The organism is Photorhabdus hindustanensis (assembly GCF_002968995.1).
Taxonomy (GTDB): domain Bacteria; phylum Pseudomonadota; class Gammaproteobacteria; order Enterobacterales; family Enterobacteriaceae; genus Photorhabdus; species Photorhabdus akhurstii.
On the sequence record NZ_PUWT01000048.1, the window covers coordinates 82810 to 98455 of the forward strand.

Consider the following 15646-nt stretch of genomic DNA (forward strand, 5'->3'; position numbering starts at 1 on the left):
TCCCTCTCATTGATTCGTCATTTCAATAACTTCAATTTGATCTTCTGGATTTAGCCCGAAGAATTTGGCTTGGCGTTTGATAATCGCCAGATTGTCCACGGCCGAACTACAGAAAAAGCCATAACGCGCCCGTACCCTTTCCGATGCGGCATGCAGACCATTTTCAACTTGATGTAAGAACTCCGTGCTTGGGTAACGTTGACCAATGGACAGGTATTCATAAATCACTGTTGAGGGTGAGTAATATTGAATCAGCTCCCCATTAGGCCATTTCACAGTAAAATTCACACTGGGCATAACATCGACTCCTGCTGACTTTTAGGTTTAATCTGTATGGATTGAGCCTGTAACTTTTTTAAAGCATCGGCATAACAAAAACCGGTGAATATTTGGCGGTTAAAATCCCAAAATATGCCGTGCCGCTTTTGTTGTTGCACGGCAACCACGCCACAGGCATTGGTTTCACCAATCACCGCGCAGGCAATGCCTTGACGGTGAAACAGTTCGATTATTGCTTCACATTCATTTGCATCGGCAGTCAGTAAAAAACCAAAACTGGGGAAGATTTGTAGCCATTTAAACCAGTCCACATCATCAGGTTTAGGAATGGCATCTAAGTTGATCTGCGCCCCCGATGCTGTCGCTTCGAGTAGCATCAACAAACTGCCTAGAATACCGGCATTGCTAATATCACGGGCGGCGTGAGCCAGATTTGTCTCCGCCAATTGCGGCAACAAGGCAATTTGTGACTGTAAAATGCGGTCAGGCACACGCTCAAAGCATTTCCAATAAGTGGTATTGGGGTGGAATTGCCCTTTTAGATTTAAAGCAATCAGAATTTTTTGTTGTGGTTTGACATGCAACACCGAGAGTAGTTTTCGCGCTATGCCTTGAATCGCAACTGATAAAGTGGGCTGATAAACTGCGCCAAGATTGGTATGCCCACCGACCAATAGCACACCATAAGCGTTACAAGCATCCTGTATACCTTGCATTAACAACTGGGCACTTTCGCTACTGGTATGCCAAAAGCTATTCACCACTGATAATGCCCGACCACCCATTGCGGCAATATCACTAATATTCGCCATGACCGCTGACCATCCGGCAAAATAAGGATGATCGGCAACAAAACTGGGTAACATGCCTTCACAGGCGTGTAATACATATTGACCATTTAGCGGCACTGCCGCCGTGTCATCTCCGGGATAGGCATATAAGCTATCCAATGAATCCACATGGCAAGTTGTGTTAATTGAAACATGGTGAGCAATCGCCTGTTTGGACTGCATAGCAGGCGTATGTTTTAACATTTCGAGTAATTGATTGAGTTCCATCATTGCGTCTCCTTTTGCATATAGGCTTGCATCGGGACATGCGGTAATGGATAGTTTTCAATCTGTGCCTGCATCAGCACATGTGGAATGTTGGCAATGGTCAACTGACGTAAACTATCCCAACACAACCTTTGGAAATAGTGTTCATTTTGACTTTGCACGGTGGCTAAAAAAGTACGGCATCCCAAGTTCTTGGCGGTCGATACCGCAGTATTGATTAACGCTTTACCAATGATATGGCGACGTCGATATAAAGGTTCTACGCATAAACGCCCGCCATACCATGTCTGTTCGCCATCCGGGAAAATCCGTACCGCGCCAATCACTCGATCATGCTCACCAAACATTTTCTCAATGGCAACAATGCCTAATGCTTTAACATCGTATTCGTCACGATCTTCTTGTAAGATTTTCTGTTCATCGCGAAAGGTCATTTCACGCAAACGATAATATTGGCGACGCTCCCAATCTTCCGACACAATTTTGATGGCAATGTCGTCGCTAACAAATTGTTTTAGCCCTTCATTCTGCTCAAGCAGCCAAGGATAGTGAGAAAGTTCCATATCACATTCTCCTTATTCATACGCTTTCAGCGAAGAGCAAGCGCCACATTTGGCACAGCCTGCTTGGGTATTTTCGGAGTTCAAACCATGTTGTTTGAGTTGTTGTCCGATTTTCGGATAGAGCGACTGCATAAAAGTTTGATCAGGTTTAGGGTGATGCTCTAATGGCGTGCCTCGAATCGGTACAAACGGTACCACGAATGGATATACCCCAATTTCAGTCAGTTTGGCGGTCATCTCCACGATTTCCCGTTCGGTATCGCCCAAACCTGCCAAAATGTAAGTACTGACCTGTCCTCGACCGAACACCTTAACGGCTGCCTCAAATGCCGCAAAATATTTTTCCAACGATACTTCGGCTTTGCCCGGCATAATTTTCTGTCGTACACGTTCGCTTACCGCCTCAAGGTGCATGCCGATCGACACCGCGCCTGCATCTTTTAGACGTTGAAACCAGACAAAATCATCGGGTGGTTCGCACTGTACCTGTATCGGCAAATCTACTTGCGCCTTAATCGCTTTAACTGAGTCATATAAAATTTTGGCGCCGCGATCTCCCGTGTTTGGCGTACCTGTGGTGATTACCATTTGCTTGACGCCATCCAGTTCAACGGCTGCTTTCGCCACCTCAGCCAATTGTTCCGGGCGTTTACGGGGCAAGGTTCGACCCTCTTTTAGAGACTGATCAATCGAGCAAAATTGGCAGGCAGTTGCCTTGTCCTTCATACGAATGCAATGCTGTAACACCGTTGTCGCCAATACATCACGGCTATGTAAGGTCGCAATTTGTTCGTAGGCAATGCCTTCGGCGGTTTTTAAATCATAAAAACGTGGTCGTGCAGGCGCAGTTAAGGTTGCTACAGGAATCCGGTTTTTAAAGACAATCACCTTGTCAGAGTGCGGTTCAGGCTTTGCGGTGTAGGGAGAATCCTGTGCTGCAAGGTTCAGCACAGGAATCATCATGGTCTGCCCGTCAAGGCTCAGTGCCTTATGATCGCTTGGCCCTGCGCCGCCTTTACGGGACAAGCCAAAATCGCCTTCCCAGTTCAGACCATTACATTGCAAGTCGGTTAATAATTGCAAATTGGTTAATAGTTGTGTTGCAGACATCTTTAACCCCCTATCGATCGGGTTTACATCAATACGGTTTCGGCATGTTCTTCATTAAACTTTGAGAGCTTTTCGAGATGACTTTGAGTTGATGTTTCAACTTTCAGTTCATGTAATACGTGTGTTGGACGACGATCAATCAATAAGCTGAGTAATTCAGGTCGGCTGTAATGTCCAATCGAATCCATCATGCGTTTGCGTTTATCAATAAGGCTAAAGTCCAGATCGGCAATGCAATAACCTTCACCTTGTGTGATCGGTTCAGCCAGGAGTTTGCCTTCGGGAGAAACGATGGCGGCAAAACATCCTCCTGAAATTGGACCGATATTACAGCCGGTATCCTGCATAATTTGCTGTTGTTGTTCGGGATGCAGCCATGCGGTGGCATTGACCACAAAGCAGCCAGACTCTAAAGCATGGTGTTGAATGGTTGCGCGGATTTGATCGGCAAAGACTTGCCCTACCAACGAACCGGGAAACATGGCCGCATGAATTTGCTCACCATCAGCCATCAAGGCAAAACGCGCCAATGGGTTGTAATGTTCCCAACATGCCAGCGAGCCAATACGCCCCACCGCAGAGTTAATGGCGCGTAAACCACTGCCGTCGCCTTGTCCCCACACCATTCGTTCATGGTAAGTTGGGGTAATTTTGCGGCGATGCTGAATGATTGAACCGTCGGCATTAAATAACAGTTGCGCGTTATAAATCGTACTGCCCGCGCGTTCATTAATGCCAATCGACACCACCATGTTGGCTTCAAGGCAGGCTTGACCAATCGCTAAAGTTGCTTCGGAAGGGACAACCACCGATTCATTCAACAGCTTTAAATGTTCTTTACCCATAGCAAATGGCGGTTGTACAAAGGAGAAATAAGGGTAATAAGGCACGACGGTTTCAGGAAAGACTGCAAATTGCACTCCTTGTTTTCCAAGCTCTAAAATAATGTCACAGATTTTTTTTACCGTTGCGGTTTGACTATAAAGCACTGGACTACATTGCACAGCGGCAGCTTTAATTATTCGGTTCATAACCTTATCCCCTTATAGTTTATGTTTACTTAGGCAGTCCAGGTATCAATGATTAAGGCATTGTCACGACGCATCAGCAGTCTTAAATCCATTACATCCAATGGATTAATTGGCCGAATGCCCGGAATAAGCGCTTTTTCGGTTTGCCCATATAACGCTTGCAACGCAAAGCGGCAGGCATAGACTTCGCCGCCTTCTGCCATAAAGGCTTTCAACTGATTATTGACGGCCAGATGACCCGGAAAAGCTTCTGCCCCTAAAGTTGGAAAACCGCGTTGTACACCCAATTGCACGCCTGGGCCGTAAAGCAAGATTTTGGTTTCAAAGCCTTTGCGCAACAGACGTTTTGCCTGTAACACATTGACCAAGCCAATTGATCCTTCAAATGCAACGGTATGGAAAGTCACCAATGCCTTTTCACTTGGCTGGGCTTTGACGTCCTCAAACACTTTTTCTTCATAATCGACAAGAAAATCGCCGTCTTTATATTGTTCGATATCAATGTTTGGCATAACCAACTCCTAGTTCAATGTTATTTGGGAATGAACCAACATGTAGTCTAGTCTGACTGTATTAATGCGAGAGCTGTGCCAAGTTATATTTTGGAGCGGAAGTTAATTCTTATCACATTGAAAAATATCATTTAATTTTTATAAAAATATTTTTCATGGAGATAATTCGAACTACTAGGGAATTAGGATTTTTCGTAGTATTATGAAATTTCATAGCTTAAATTATGAAACTTCATATACCCTATGGATTTAAAGATGCATCGCGACGGCAAGGGAGTGAATCCCCGGGAGCATAGCAAACTATGTGACCGGGGTGAGCGAGTGCAGCCAACAAAGAGGCAACTTGAAAGATGACGGGTATAGTATGAATACGACTGACTTTATCTCAGACTGGGTAGTTTATGAAGACTCGACTCGCCCGTTGGTATTTGAACACACGTCACAGGCATTAATTGTATTGGACCCACATCAAAACCAGTTTATTGATGTGAATATTAGCGCCACCCGATTATTACAATATGAACGTCATGAAATTATTCAAAAAACGGTGACTTCCATTTTTGGTCATTTCAGACAACTGCCGTATCTTGTGGCATTTACTGAAGGCGCTTTGGCGAAAGGGTGGGCTTGGAACAATGAGCTGTATATCTTTGATAAAAATGGTGAAAAAATCCAATTGGATATTACTTCTGTTTCATTGCCCTATAAAAATAAAACCTTGCTGATATGGTCGCTGGTGGATGTCAAAGATTTAGAACTGCGCCAACTCAATAAAAATACCAATAAAGCCATTTGTACAGGTTTAAAAGAATCGCAAGCCTTACAAGAGCTACTTATTGACTCCGACACAGGCAAGCATTTATTGCTGAGTTCAGTCGGTGACGGTATTTACAGTATTAACAAACAAGGCTTGTGTACTTTTATTAACCCTGTCGGGGCTAAAATGTTGGGGCTGCAACCTGAAGATGTATTGAATGATAATATCCATAAGATTCATCACCATACCCATGAAAATGGCGACCCCTATCCTGAAGAAGAGTGCCCGATTTATGCAGCGGTGCATGACGGTATTGTGCATGAGGGGGTTCAGGAAATTTTTTGGCGTCGTGACGGCAGTTGCTTTCCGGTGGAATTTACCAGTACTCCGGTGATTCGTGACAGTGAAATTATTGGCGCGGTAGTGGTGTTTCGCGATATTACCGATCGGCTGAATACCGAAAAGCAATTAACCCATGCTCTTGAAGAGTTACAAGATTTAAAAAGCCGGCTCGAACAGCAAAATGAATATCTGCAAGAGGAAATTTTACATGAAAATCAATATGATGAAATTATTGGCAGTAGTGCATCCATTTTACAGATTATTGAAAAAATCAAGGTGGTCGCCCCAACTGATGCCAATGTGATGATTTATGGTGAATCAGGTACAGGCAAAGAGCTGATTGCTCGTGCTATTCACCAATCCAGTCACCGTCAACAGCAACCACTTATTCGAGTCAATTGTGCCGCCATTCCTTCGGAACTGTTTGAAAGTGAATTTTTCGGACATGTCAAAGGTGCATTTACTGGGGCTGTGCGTGACCGTGCCGGACGTTTTGAATTGGCAGATCAGGGTACACTGTTTTTAGACGAAATTGGCGAAATTCCTATCGAGCTACAAAGTAAACTGCTGCGTGTATTGCAGGAAGGAACCTTTGAGCGGGTTGGCGAAGAAAAAACGCGACATGTGAATGTGCGGATTATTGCTGCCACCAACCGCAATTTAAAAGAAGAAGTTAAACACAAGCGCTTTCGTGAAGACCTCTATTTCCGTTTAAATGTATTCCCGATTTGTTCACCAGCTTTACGTGACCGTAAAGAAGATATTCCACTTTTGGTTACGCATTTTGCTAAGTTGATTTGTGACAAGCGTAAAATTAATTATCTGCCATTTTCACAAAGGCATATTTTAGAACTACAGCAATATGACTGGCCTGGCAATATTCGTGAATTGCAAAATGTCATTGAACGCGCGCTAATTATAGCGAAACAAGGCACTGTTTCCTTTAGATATTTGCTAGAACAAGATCAACAACAAAATGAAACTACGCATCAGAATATTCACAATAAACTTCAACAAATTGAAGTCGTGCTGACCATGCAGCAACTGAAAGATTTGGAGATTAAAAATCTCTCTCTTGCTGTTAAACAATGCAAAGGGAAAATTTTTGGTGATGATGGCGCAGCAAAATTATTGGGAATGAACCCAACGACATTGATCTCACGCTTAAAGAAATTGGAGATTGATTATTAAAAATCTTATCTTGGGCTTGGAAAATGCGATTCAGTGGAAAAAACCCGCATAAGAATGCGGGTTTTGCCTTGTTTTGTCTGTATGGGGGAAAGTGTTCCTCCAAAATGATTACTGAGGAGTCTTTTTCTGGGAACCCCCAATTTTTATTTTGCTTTGAAGGTACTGAACAGCTTGGGAGAATCCACCAGCACACCATCGGCGCCAAGCTCTTTAGCTTGTTTGAAATCTTCCTCAGTTTTAATGCCAAATAAAATGATGTTAGCTCCGCCATTAGCACGGAAACACTCCATTGCTTCCTTATCCCATGACAATACTGATTTGGAACGTGCTTCACCAAGAGTATATTTCTCAACAACTTCGACGTTACGACGCATTTCCAAACCATACCAGCGAGCGGTGTCGGTATTTGCAGGGATATCGCATTGGTGAGCCATTGTGATATTTGCCAGCATAGTGCGGGTTTTATCACGGCTTTCAAAACGCTGAATTGTTGCCGGTAATGCGTTCAGGTAAGTCTCGTTAGTGGAATAGAAGCGGGTACGGGCAAGCGCTTTTTGTTTGGTCAGTACTTTTTCAAGCGCTTTGGCTTGTTGTGCTGGATCTGCATCTGGCGATTTAAGATCAATATAGAAGAAAGTATCGGGATATTTTTTTAAGACTTGTTCTAATGTTGGAATACTTAATCCTTTATTACGGAATGGATGATGACCATCAGAGCCAAATTTGTAACCGGCATCAAACTTAGCCAATTGGCTTGCTTTATAAGCAGAAATGAGTCCACTTTTATTGGTCAAGCTATTCAGGTCTGATGGACGATAGAGTACTGGAATACCATCCTTTGAAAGCTGAACAGTGATCCAAATAGCATCTGCTTTATTCTCTAAGGATTTGGAAATGGCGTACTCGGTATTTTCAGGTGCATCACTGGTACCAGCACGATGAGCGATAATTTGTGGTGTTGTTGCGAAAGTGCTGGCAGAGCAGCAAAGTAGGATTGCAGCGGTAATTCCGTGTCGCATCGTTTTCTCCATAATATCCAAGTATAGTTAAATTGAAATTATTAACTTTATTAATGATTTCATTGTGAAATCAATTTTGAATGTAACACGGTTTTTTGGATTTTAAGTGAGAATTTGAATTTTTTTACATTTGTTATGTGTTCGTTGCAAATACTGCTTTCTGAGTTGGAAGAAACCTGAAGTTGATCAGCGATTTCGCTATAATGCAGACCCTGTAGCTGTGCCAGCAAAAAAGCGCTTTTTACTTGAACTGGCAATTTATCAAGAGTGATCTCAAGTTTTTCAAGCTGTTCAAATGTGGCGATTCTGCTTTCAGCAGAAGGCATAGTTATTTCTGGTGCCGAGTTCATGTATTCCAGATAGTTCTTTTCGGTCTTTCTTCGGCGGTAATAGTTAGCAACCAGGCTGCGAGCTACGGTCGCCAGAAAAGGCCGTGGTTGGCGGATATCTGACAAATTTGAACTTGATAGAACGTTCAGGAAAGTGTCCTGAGTGAGATCTTTCGTATGGCAGGGGCAAGGGACTTTTTGGCGTAGCCAGTTGTATAGCCAGTCATGGTGTTCAAAGTAAAATTGTTGAGCGGAACGATTAATTTTAGGTATGGCTTTCTGGGCTGCCATTATGATTTCCAATAACTTAGACAAATGATAATGATTGTTATTTTCATATGAGGGGCATCTGTCAAGCTGTTGATCTTAAGTGAGTTCCCTCATATATAGAGGGAACTTTTAAGTGGGATATTAGAACTTCTGCGAGACGCTGAATTTAATGTTACGCCCAATCCCGGAAACCGATTCACTGAGATATGGGTAATAATCCCGATTAAACAGGTTATTTACCGTGACACGAGCTTCAAAACCTTGCCAGAAAGTAGGTTGCCAACTGGCGAATAAGCCATGCAATGCGTAACCTTTGCTTTTGGGTATTGACCAGAGTGTTGCCATTGGATCTCCATCTTTAGGCGATCTGTCTTGTTTACGGACAAAATCTCCGGTCCAGCCTATTGCCATCTGCCATTGAGGGACTTTCGTGCCTAACATGGCGCGGGCGGAGGTTGGTGGAGTTTCCGCAATCCAAGTTTTATTGCCCCACGGATCGCGAGGTGAAGCATCTCTCTGACCACGGATAGTCGAATAAGAAAGTTTTCCGAATAAGGAATTGCTGTCGTAGAAAGTCTCGATTTCCAGTCCTTGAATGGTATATCCCGGTAAATTACGGTAGTTGGATAAAGGCTTTTCACAATCCGGTGATTTACACACTATTCCGCGACGGGTAAATATTTCATCCTTGCCTCTATTACGGAATAATGTCGTACGGATTTGTAAACTATCTTGGTCCGCCAGCAGGTTATTGAAATTCAGAATCGCACCGAAGCGTAAACCAGTTATTCTTTCTACATCCAAGTTACGGCTGGTGGCAGTGACACTTGCCTTGGCATATTGCATTTCATACTGTTCATCCACCAACGGAGCGCGCCATGTTCGGCTGATATCTGAGAATAGTGACAGGTTTTGTGTTGCTTTCCACATAATGCCAAAATGAGGAGACCAGCCGGTATAGGTGACATTGCGGTAATCATGACCTACATTTGGTGAGTTATCATTGTAGATTGCCGCGATATTGGGTTTGCCAATATTGGTGATATGGTCATAGCGAACACCGGGCGTCACAGTAACACTGCCTATAACTATTGTATCCTGCAAATAGAAACTATTCGTTTTTTGCTCGCCTGAAGGCATATAAGTTGGCTGAAAATAGCCATGATTATATTCAGGTTTTTTGTCTTTACTTCTATCATGGATAAGGGTATTACGTTGATTTTTATGCCAACGAACTCCAGCTAATAATGTGTGTTCTATCGGTCCGGTTATAAAAGTACTTTCATTATTTATATCTACTAGGTTATCCACATAGTCGATCCAGCTTTCATTTCCCAATGAGCCAAGAAAACCGCTGTGGGCTTTTTTAGAGCGTTTATCATGTTGTTCGGTTTTGGAATAAGCATAAGTTGCTGTCAGATTAAGTAATGGATTATCTTCCGGTGCAATATTCCATTTAGCTGTGTAATTTTGGTCTGTTTGATCACGATAAACCAACTTCCGGCGCCAGGCTTCATTCCAACCATATTTTTCAACGTCGGCTTCTGACGGAACGGCTATTTCATCACGTTTTGCTGCCCACGGCTGCCAGCCATCAGAATCAGAACGCATCGCAGAAAGTGTCAATGTATTAGCATCGTTCAGGTAAAAATTCGTTTTCAGTAAATAGGATGCCTGATCACTTTTAGAGAATGCAAAGCGGGTGCCATCCGGTCGTTTAATATTGCCGCCATCTCGTTTGCTCATATATAACAGGCCGTCAGCGAAGCCTTCTATTGTCCGGCCATAAACTGCGCTGCTATAAATATTTTGGCGGTCATTGGTGTGATAACTGTATTTCAGCAATCCGCCAAAATCTTCTCCCGGTTGTAATAAATCACTGGCATCTTTGGTGACAACTTTAACTGTTCCGCCAAATCCGCCATTACCATCAAGTAGATTATGTGGGCCTTTATCGACATCGACTCGTTTGATTAATTCGGGTTCAATAAAGATAGAGCCTTGCCGATATTTCTCGAAGCCTTTCGGTGCGTCATCTAAGGTGACTTTAACATCTTCGGTATCACCCATTCCCCAGATATTCAGAGTTTGGCCGCCCGGACGAGGCGATCCTGACATGGAAACGCCGGGAAGTTGATCGAGCAGCTCGGCAATATTATCTGCCTGGGTACGTTCAATATCCTCTTTTTTCAATACCGAGTTTCCAGCACTGACGCTGTTATTCAACCCGCCAATAACAGAAAGTGTAGAAAGTGTAATGACTTTCTCTGATTTTTCCGGTTTTTCTTTTGCTTTTTGCTCTTCATTTTCCTGCGCCGCCAGATAACCTGGCAGGCCAGTACTCAGCATAATTATGCTCGATAAAGCATAATGAAGGGTGCGATTAATTGGCTGTGTAGTCGCTGTAGCTGAGGTTTTTTGTGGTTTCCCGCTATTTTTCATTGTTATAAGCATCCTTGGAATGTCGTTAAATAGAAAAGTCGCACTTACAGGATAGGTCACTTAACGCAAGGAATCGGGCAGGGAAAAGTTAATAACGGTATTAATTAATTATTTTATTGCTCAAGATATTTTCAAAGTTGTTGCTAGATTGCTCTTGAGTCTATTTTTATGTATGTTTATACAGTTATTATTGATAGGCTAAAGCAGAATGCGAAAGATTGTTCATATTGATTTGGATTGTTTCTACGCAGCTATTGAAATGCGTGATGATCCGTCACTTCGCCATATTCCCATTGCTGTGGGCGGCAGCGCAGACAAGCGGGGTGTTATTAGTACCGCTAATTATCTTGCTCGTCGTTTTGGGGTACGTAGTGCAATGTCTACTGCAATGGCGCTGAAACTCTGTCCTCAGCTTAAAGTTCTTCCGGGGCGTATGGCGCTGTATAGGGAAGTTTCCCGGCATATCCATCAGATATTTTCTCGTTATACTGAGTGGATAGAGCCTCTGTCATTGGATGAAGCTTATTTGGATGTCACTGATAGTCATCATTGTTATGGGTCTGCTACTCTTATCGCACAGGAGATCCGTAAAGCCATTTTTGATGAATTACAATTGACGGCATCAGCCGGTATTGCATCGGTGAAATTTTTGGCAAAAATCGCTTCTGATATTAATAAACCGAATGGGCAGTATGTCATTCCTCCTGAACGAGTGGCTGATTTTGTTAAGGTTTTACCTTTGCGAAAAATTCCGGGGGTTGGCAAAGTCATGGTGCAACGGCTGGCTAATATGGGGCTGGAAACTTGTTCTGATGTACAAAAATATGACGTTATTGTTTTGGTAAAACAGTTGGGGAAATTTGGTCAGATACTTTGGGATCGTTGTCACGGTATTGATCAACGATTGGTGAATCCAGACCGTCTGCGAAAATCAATTGGTGTGGAGCGGACACTTGCGAGAGATATTCATCATTGGGAACAGTGCACTGAACTGATAGAAAGTTTATATCTCGAATTAGAAAAACGGTTGAGTAACGTTAAACCTGATCTGCGAATTGCCCGTCAGGGGATTAAACTGAAATTTGATGATTTTCAACTAACCACTCAGGAGCATGTTCATCCACTATTGGATAAGCAGGATTTACTGCAATTGGCTCAGAAAACATGGACATCTCGCCGGGAAGGGCGTGGCGTTCGTTTAGTGGGTTTGCACGTGACGTTGCAGGACCCAGAAATTGAGCGGCAACTTTTGCTTGAATGGTAATCCCCCTGCAATCATATCGAAGCAGGGGAGAGCTGATTAAGCCTTTTCAGGAATGGCTTTCAGAATTGCAGTGAGCAGTTGCCAATATTGCCCGACGCTCTTGATATGCACTTGTTCGTCAGGAGAGTGAGCGCCCGTAATGGTTGGCCCGATAGATACCATATCCATATCAGGATAAGGTTTCTTGAATAGACCACATTCCAACCCGGCGTGGATCACCATAATATTAGGTATTTTATCGAATAACTGTTGATAAGTTTCACGTACTAAGTGCATTACCGGAGAACTTGCATCTGGCTGCCAGCCGGGATAATCCCCTTTAGCGTAAATCTCAGCATTTGACAGTTTAGCCAGCGAAGAGAGCATTCCTATGATATAGGACTTGCCGCTGTCGATAAGCGAACGGATTAAGCAAATGATATTTACCTTATCTTGTTCCATCGCCACAACGCCCACGTTTAGCGAGGTTTCTACTACGCCTTTGATGACATCACTCATACGGATAACACCATTGGGAGTACTGTTTAGCAATGAGATAAAACGGTTTTGGCAATCATCAGTTAATGCCTGAATCTCGGTTTCGACCTCTTCCAGTAATACAGTCAGATTTTTCTCAACGATGGCATACTCATTTTTCAGTATATCCAAGTACTTATCTTTCAATTGGGTAAGCTGCGTTGCTTTATCGGCAGGGATAGCAACAATAACATGGCCTTCACGAGGAATGGCATTACGCAGCGTACCGCCCTGGAAGTCGAGCAGTTTTAGCCCCAATTCCTGAGTATGGGCGGCAAGGAAGCGTGCCAGTAGTTTGTTGGTATTACCTAGCCCTACATGAATATCACAACCGGAATGCCCGCCTTTTAAACCTTTGATGATCAGTTTTAGTGTTTTGTAGTGAGCCGGAACAGCTTCACGAGTTAATGCTAAAGTGGTGGTAAAATCGATACCTCCAGCACAACCCATGTAGATTTCCCCTTCTTCTTCTGAATCGGTATTGATTAAGATATCAGCTTGAAGCCAGCCCGGTTGCAGGCCAAAAGCGCCATCCATTCCGGCTTCTTCCGTCATGGTCAATAAAACTTCTAGCGGGCCATGTTTTACATTGTCATCAGCCAGTACAGCCAACGCTGATGCCAGGCCAATACCATTATCAGCCCCCAGTGTTGTTCCCTGGGCAGTAACCCATTCACCATCGATATAAGGACGGATAGGATCTTTAGTGAAATCGTGCACTGTATCGTTGTTTTTCTGCGGCACCATATCAAGATGTGCTTGCAGAACAACCGCTTTACGATTTTCCAACCCTTTACTGGCGGGCTTTCTGATCAGAATATTGCCGACTTGATCTCGTTCAACATGCAACTCTTTTTCTTGCGCCCATTGAACAATGTGGGTTGCCAGCGCTTCTTCATGGTAAGAAGGGTGAGGAATAGAGCAGATTTTGGCAAAGATGTCCCATAGAGGTTGAGGGGATAATTGTGATAGTTCTGACACGACGAATCTCCTATGACTGCATCTCAATTAAGATGGGATCTACATGAGAAATAGTTTCTATATGATGAGCGCTTAACGCCATGATGTTATTGGACTCAGAATACCACTTTACTTTTGTTAAGAATAATACGATTCATCGATTCCCTGTTTCCGCTAGTTTTTACCGACCTAAGTCACTATAATTCGCGCAACTTTTTTTGCGAGGTGCTTTTCTAAAGTATTCTTAAGTTGTCGGGATCAATTTTTATGAGCGAAAAATATGTCGTAACCTGGGATATGTTGCAAATACATGCCCGCAAATTGGCGCAACGTTTACTCCCAGTCGAACAGTGGAAAGGCATCATTGCCGTGAGTCGCGGTGGTCTTGTACCTGGCGCGCTTTTAGCGCGTGAATTGGGTATTCGTCATGTAGATACAGTTTGTATTTCCAGCTATGACCATAATAATCAACGTGAACTACATGTTCTGAAAAAAGCGGAAGGCGATGGTGAAGGTTTCATCGTTGTGGATGATTTGGTTGATACTGGAGGAACCGCTCAAGCCATCCGTGAAATGTATCCCAAAGCCCATTTTGTGACTATCTTTGCAAAGCCGGCAGGCCGACCTCTGGTTGATGATTATATTGTTGATATTCCTCAAGATACTTGGATAGAACAACCCTGGGATATGGGTGTGGCGTTCGTTCCGCCAATTTGTGAAGGTAAATAACGTCAGCATTTGTTATGGCAAACCAGAACCTTTCAGAATCACTTTTTAAGCCAAGACAAAAACATCAGGAAACTTCCACGCTGGTAAAGCATCGCCATCCTCGGTTAATTGCGGGTAATTACAGTACATTGGATGGTAATAGTCATGGTAGCTGGTATCGTATGATTAACCGGCTGATGTGGATTTGGCGAGGAATTGATCCGTTTGAAATAGAAGAAGTGTTGTGCCGGATTGCCATGACAAACGCGCAGCGCAGTGATGATAATTTACTGGATACTGTGATTGGTTATCGTAAAGGTAACTGGATTTTTGAGTGGTCACATCAGGCGATGTTGTGGCAACAGAAAGCGTTGCAGGCAGAGCAGATCCCGGAAGCCGGCAATTTCTGGTTGAAAGCGGCTAATTTGTATAGCATCGCCGGTTATCCCCATCTTAAGGGTGATGAGTTGTCTCAGCAGGCCGTTATTTTAGCCAATAAAGCCTATGAAAATGCGGCTCGTTGTTCTGACTATCAGTTGAGGAAAATCGAGTTCAAACTCAAGGAAGGTGGTTGTGTGACCGGTTTCCTTCATCTGCCTCAGCAACTGCAAAGACCTTCTCCAACTATTTTGGTTTGCGGCAGTTTGGATAATTTGCAAAGTGATTATTATCGGCTATTCCGTGATTATCTGGCGCCGCTTGGGTTTGCGATGTTAACTGTGGATATGCCCTCGATTGGTTACTCTTCACGTCTTAAGCTGACACAGGATACCTGTATTCTCCATCAACAAATAATCCATCAATTGGATGAAATTCCCTGGATTGACCACACCAGAATTGGCCTCTTTGGTTTTCGCTTTGGCGCCAATATTGCCGTCCGATTGGCCTATCTGGAATCTAAACGTATCAAGGGCGTTGCGACTCTTGGCGCTATTGTTCATGAGTGGTTCAATAGCGTTGAACGTCAACAAAATTCACCTTCGATGCACCTTGATATGTTTGCTAGCAGATTGGGTATCTATAATGTGGATGAAAATGCATTTCGCCTCGAACTCGGTTGTTACTCTCTTAAAAAACAAGGTTTGCTAGGTCGGCGTTGTTCCGTTCCTATGCTAGCGGGTTACTGGCAGAATGATATTTTCAGCCCGAAAGAAGAGTCTAAGTTGATAGCAATGTCATCAATGGATAGTAAATTACTGGCTATTCCGACAACGCCTGTTTATAACAGTTTCAATAAGGCGTTACGGGAGATTAGTCAATGGTTGAAAAATAAAATCTGTTAGTGAAATTCCCAT

The 15646-nt window shown here is 43.4% G+C and carries 14 protein-coding genes; 4 read left to right on the top strand and 10 right to left on the bottom strand.

The window, feature by feature from the left end; all coding sequences use genetic code 11:
• Positions 1 to 6 precede the first annotated feature (6 nt).
• The 6 genes from C6H66_RS16610 to C6H66_RS16635 are packed head-to-tail and all read right to left on the bottom strand — an operon-like array spanning position 7 to position 4553.
• Entirely contained in the window at positions 7 to 297 is a 291-nt protein-coding gene (locus C6H66_RS16610; protein WP_036814154.1) for an MSMEG_0570 family nitrogen starvation response protein, read from the bottom strand.
• Positions 285 to 1340 carry a sll0787 family AIR synthase-like protein gene (locus C6H66_RS16615; protein ID WP_105396141.1) on the bottom strand — a complete coding sequence of 352 codons (1056 nt, stop codon included), beginning with the start codon at positions 1338 to 1340 and terminating at the stop codon, positions 285 to 287. The genes C6H66_RS16610 and C6H66_RS16615 overlap by 13 nt, the downstream gene beginning before the upstream one ends.
• Positions 1337 to 1900: an MSMEG_0567/Sll0786 family nitrogen starvation N-acetyltransferase gene (locus C6H66_RS16620; protein WP_046397779.1), complete on the bottom strand. Its 564-nt coding sequence runs from the start codon at positions 1898 to 1900 to the stop codon at positions 1337 to 1339. Before C6H66_RS16620 ends, C6H66_RS16615 begins: the two co-directional genes overlap by 4 nt.
• 12 nt (positions 1901 to 1912) lie before the next feature.
• On the bottom strand, positions 1913 to 3010 hold the full coding sequence (locus tag C6H66_RS16625) for an MSMEG_0568 family radical SAM protein (protein WP_105396142.1): 1098 nt from the start codon (positions 3008 to 3010) through the stop codon (positions 1913 to 1915).
• A gap of 23 nt (positions 3011 to 3033) precedes the next feature.
• Entirely contained in the window at positions 3034 to 4041 is a 1008-nt protein-coding gene (locus C6H66_RS16630; protein ID WP_105396143.1) for a Nit6803 family nitrilase, read from the bottom strand.
• Between the two features lie 29 nt (positions 4042 to 4070).
• Positions 4071 to 4553 carry an MSMEG_0572/Sll0783 family nitrogen starvation response protein gene (locus C6H66_RS16635; RefSeq protein ID WP_105396144.1) on the bottom strand — a complete coding sequence of 161 codons (483 nt, stop codon included), beginning with the start codon at positions 4551 to 4553 and terminating at the stop codon, positions 4071 to 4073.
• Positions 4554 to 4917: 364 nt separating this feature from the next.
• On the opposite strand from C6H66_RS16635, the gene C6H66_RS16640 reads away from it, so the two are divergent.
• Positions 4918 to 6843, top strand: coding sequence for a sigma 54-interacting transcriptional regulator (locus C6H66_RS16640; RefSeq protein WP_105396145.1), 1926 nt, complete (start codon positions 4918 to 4920; stop codon positions 6841 to 6843).
• Positions 6844 to 6986: 143 nt separating this feature from the next.
• Here C6H66_RS16640 and C6H66_RS16645 read toward each other — a convergent pair whose 3' ends face one another.
• The 3 genes from C6H66_RS16645 to C6H66_RS16655 all read right to left on the bottom strand — a co-directional run bounded on the left by C6H66_RS16645 (position 6987) and on the right by C6H66_RS16655 (position 10903).
• Positions 6987 to 7862, bottom strand: coding sequence for a glycerophosphodiester phosphodiesterase family protein (locus tag C6H66_RS16645; protein WP_181150225.1), 876 nt, complete (start codon positions 7860 to 7862; stop codon positions 6987 to 6989).
• A gap of 59 nt (positions 7863 to 7921) precedes the next feature.
• A complete protein-coding gene (locus C6H66_RS16650) occupies positions 7922 to 8482 on the bottom strand; it encodes a sigma-70 family RNA polymerase sigma factor (RefSeq protein WP_248000703.1) in 561 nt (186 codons plus the stop codon).
• 120 nt (positions 8483 to 8602) lie between these two features.
• Entirely contained in the window at positions 8603 to 10903 is a 2301-nt protein-coding gene (locus C6H66_RS16655) for a TonB-dependent hemoglobin/transferrin/lactoferrin family receptor (protein WP_248000704.1), read from the bottom strand.
• A 208-nt stretch (positions 10904 to 11111) separates the two neighbouring features.
• Here C6H66_RS16655 and dinB point away from each other — a divergent pair, with 208 nt between their 5' ends.
• The gene (gene dinB / locus C6H66_RS16660) at positions 11112 to 12167 is read left to right on the top strand and encodes a DNA polymerase IV (RefSeq protein ID WP_105396148.1); all 1056 of its coding nucleotides are present in this window, start codon (positions 11112 to 11114) and stop codon (positions 12165 to 12167) included.
• Positions 12168 to 12203: 36 nt separating this feature from the next.
• On the opposite strand, the gene pepD is transcribed toward dinB, so the two are convergent.
• Positions 12204 to 13664, bottom strand: a complete 1461-nt coding sequence (pepD, locus tag C6H66_RS16665; protein WP_105396149.1) for a beta-Ala-His dipeptidase — start codon at positions 13662 to 13664, stop codon at positions 12204 to 12206.
• 246 nt (positions 13665 to 13910) lie between these two features.
• Here pepD and gpt point away from each other — a divergent pair, with 246 nt between their 5' ends.
• Both gpt and frsA read left to right on the top strand, forming a co-directional pair.
• Positions 13911 to 14372 carry a xanthine phosphoribosyltransferase gene (gene gpt, locus C6H66_RS16670; RefSeq protein WP_036776832.1) on the top strand — a complete coding sequence of 154 codons (462 nt, stop codon included), beginning with the start codon at positions 13911 to 13913 and terminating at the stop codon, positions 14370 to 14372.
• Between the two features lie 14 nt (positions 14373 to 14386).
• A complete protein-coding gene (gene frsA / locus C6H66_RS16675; RefSeq protein WP_105396150.1) occupies positions 14387 to 15634 on the top strand; it encodes an esterase FrsA in 1248 nt (415 codons plus the stop codon).
• The last annotated feature ends 12 nt before the right edge of the window (positions 15635 to 15646 follow it).

Coding starts and splice junctions, on each gene's coding strand:
- C6H66_RS16630 (WP_105396143.1), bottom strand. CDS start 4,041: ATGAACCGAATAATTAAAGCTGCCGCTGTGCAATGTAGTCCAGTGCTT.
- dinB (WP_105396148.1), top strand. CDS start 11,112: ATGCGAAAGATTGTTCATATTGATTTGGATTGTTTCTACGCAGCTATT.
- frsA (WP_105396150.1), top strand. CDS start 14,387: ATGGCAAACCAGAACCTTTCAGAATCACTTTTTAAGCCAAGACAAAAA.
- C6H66_RS16650 (WP_248000703.1), bottom strand. CDS start 8,482: ATGGCAGCCCAGAAAGCCATACCTAAAATTAATCGTTCCGCTCAACAA.
- C6H66_RS16620 (WP_046397779.1), bottom strand. CDS start 1,900: ATGGAACTTTCTCACTATCCTTGGCTGCTTGAGCAGAATGAAGGGCTA.
- C6H66_RS16655 (WP_248000704.1), bottom strand. CDS start 10,903: ATGAAAAATAGCGGGAAACCACAAAAAACCTCAGCTACAGCGACTACA.
- C6H66_RS16610 (WP_036814154.1), bottom strand. CDS start 297: ATGCCCAGTGTGAATTTTACTGTGAAATGGCCTAATGGGGAGCTGATT.
- C6H66_RS16615 (WP_105396141.1), bottom strand. CDS start 1,340: ATGATGGAACTCAATCAATTACTCGAAATGTTAAAACATACGCCTGCT.
- C6H66_RS16625 (WP_105396142.1), bottom strand. CDS start 3,010: ATGTCTGCAACACAACTATTAACCAATTTGCAATTATTAACCGACTTG.
- C6H66_RS16640 (WP_105396145.1), top strand. CDS start 4,918: ATGAATACGACTGACTTTATCTCAGACTGGGTAGTTTATGAAGACTCG.
- gpt (WP_036776832.1), top strand. CDS start 13,911: ATGAGCGAAAAATATGTCGTAACCTGGGATATGTTGCAAATACATGCC.
- C6H66_RS16635 (WP_105396144.1), bottom strand. CDS start 4,553: ATGCCAAACATTGATATCGAACAATATAAAGACGGCGATTTTCTTGTC.
- C6H66_RS16645 (WP_181150225.1), bottom strand. CDS start 7,862: ATGCGACACGGAATTACCGCTGCAATCCTACTTTGCTGCTCTGCCAGC.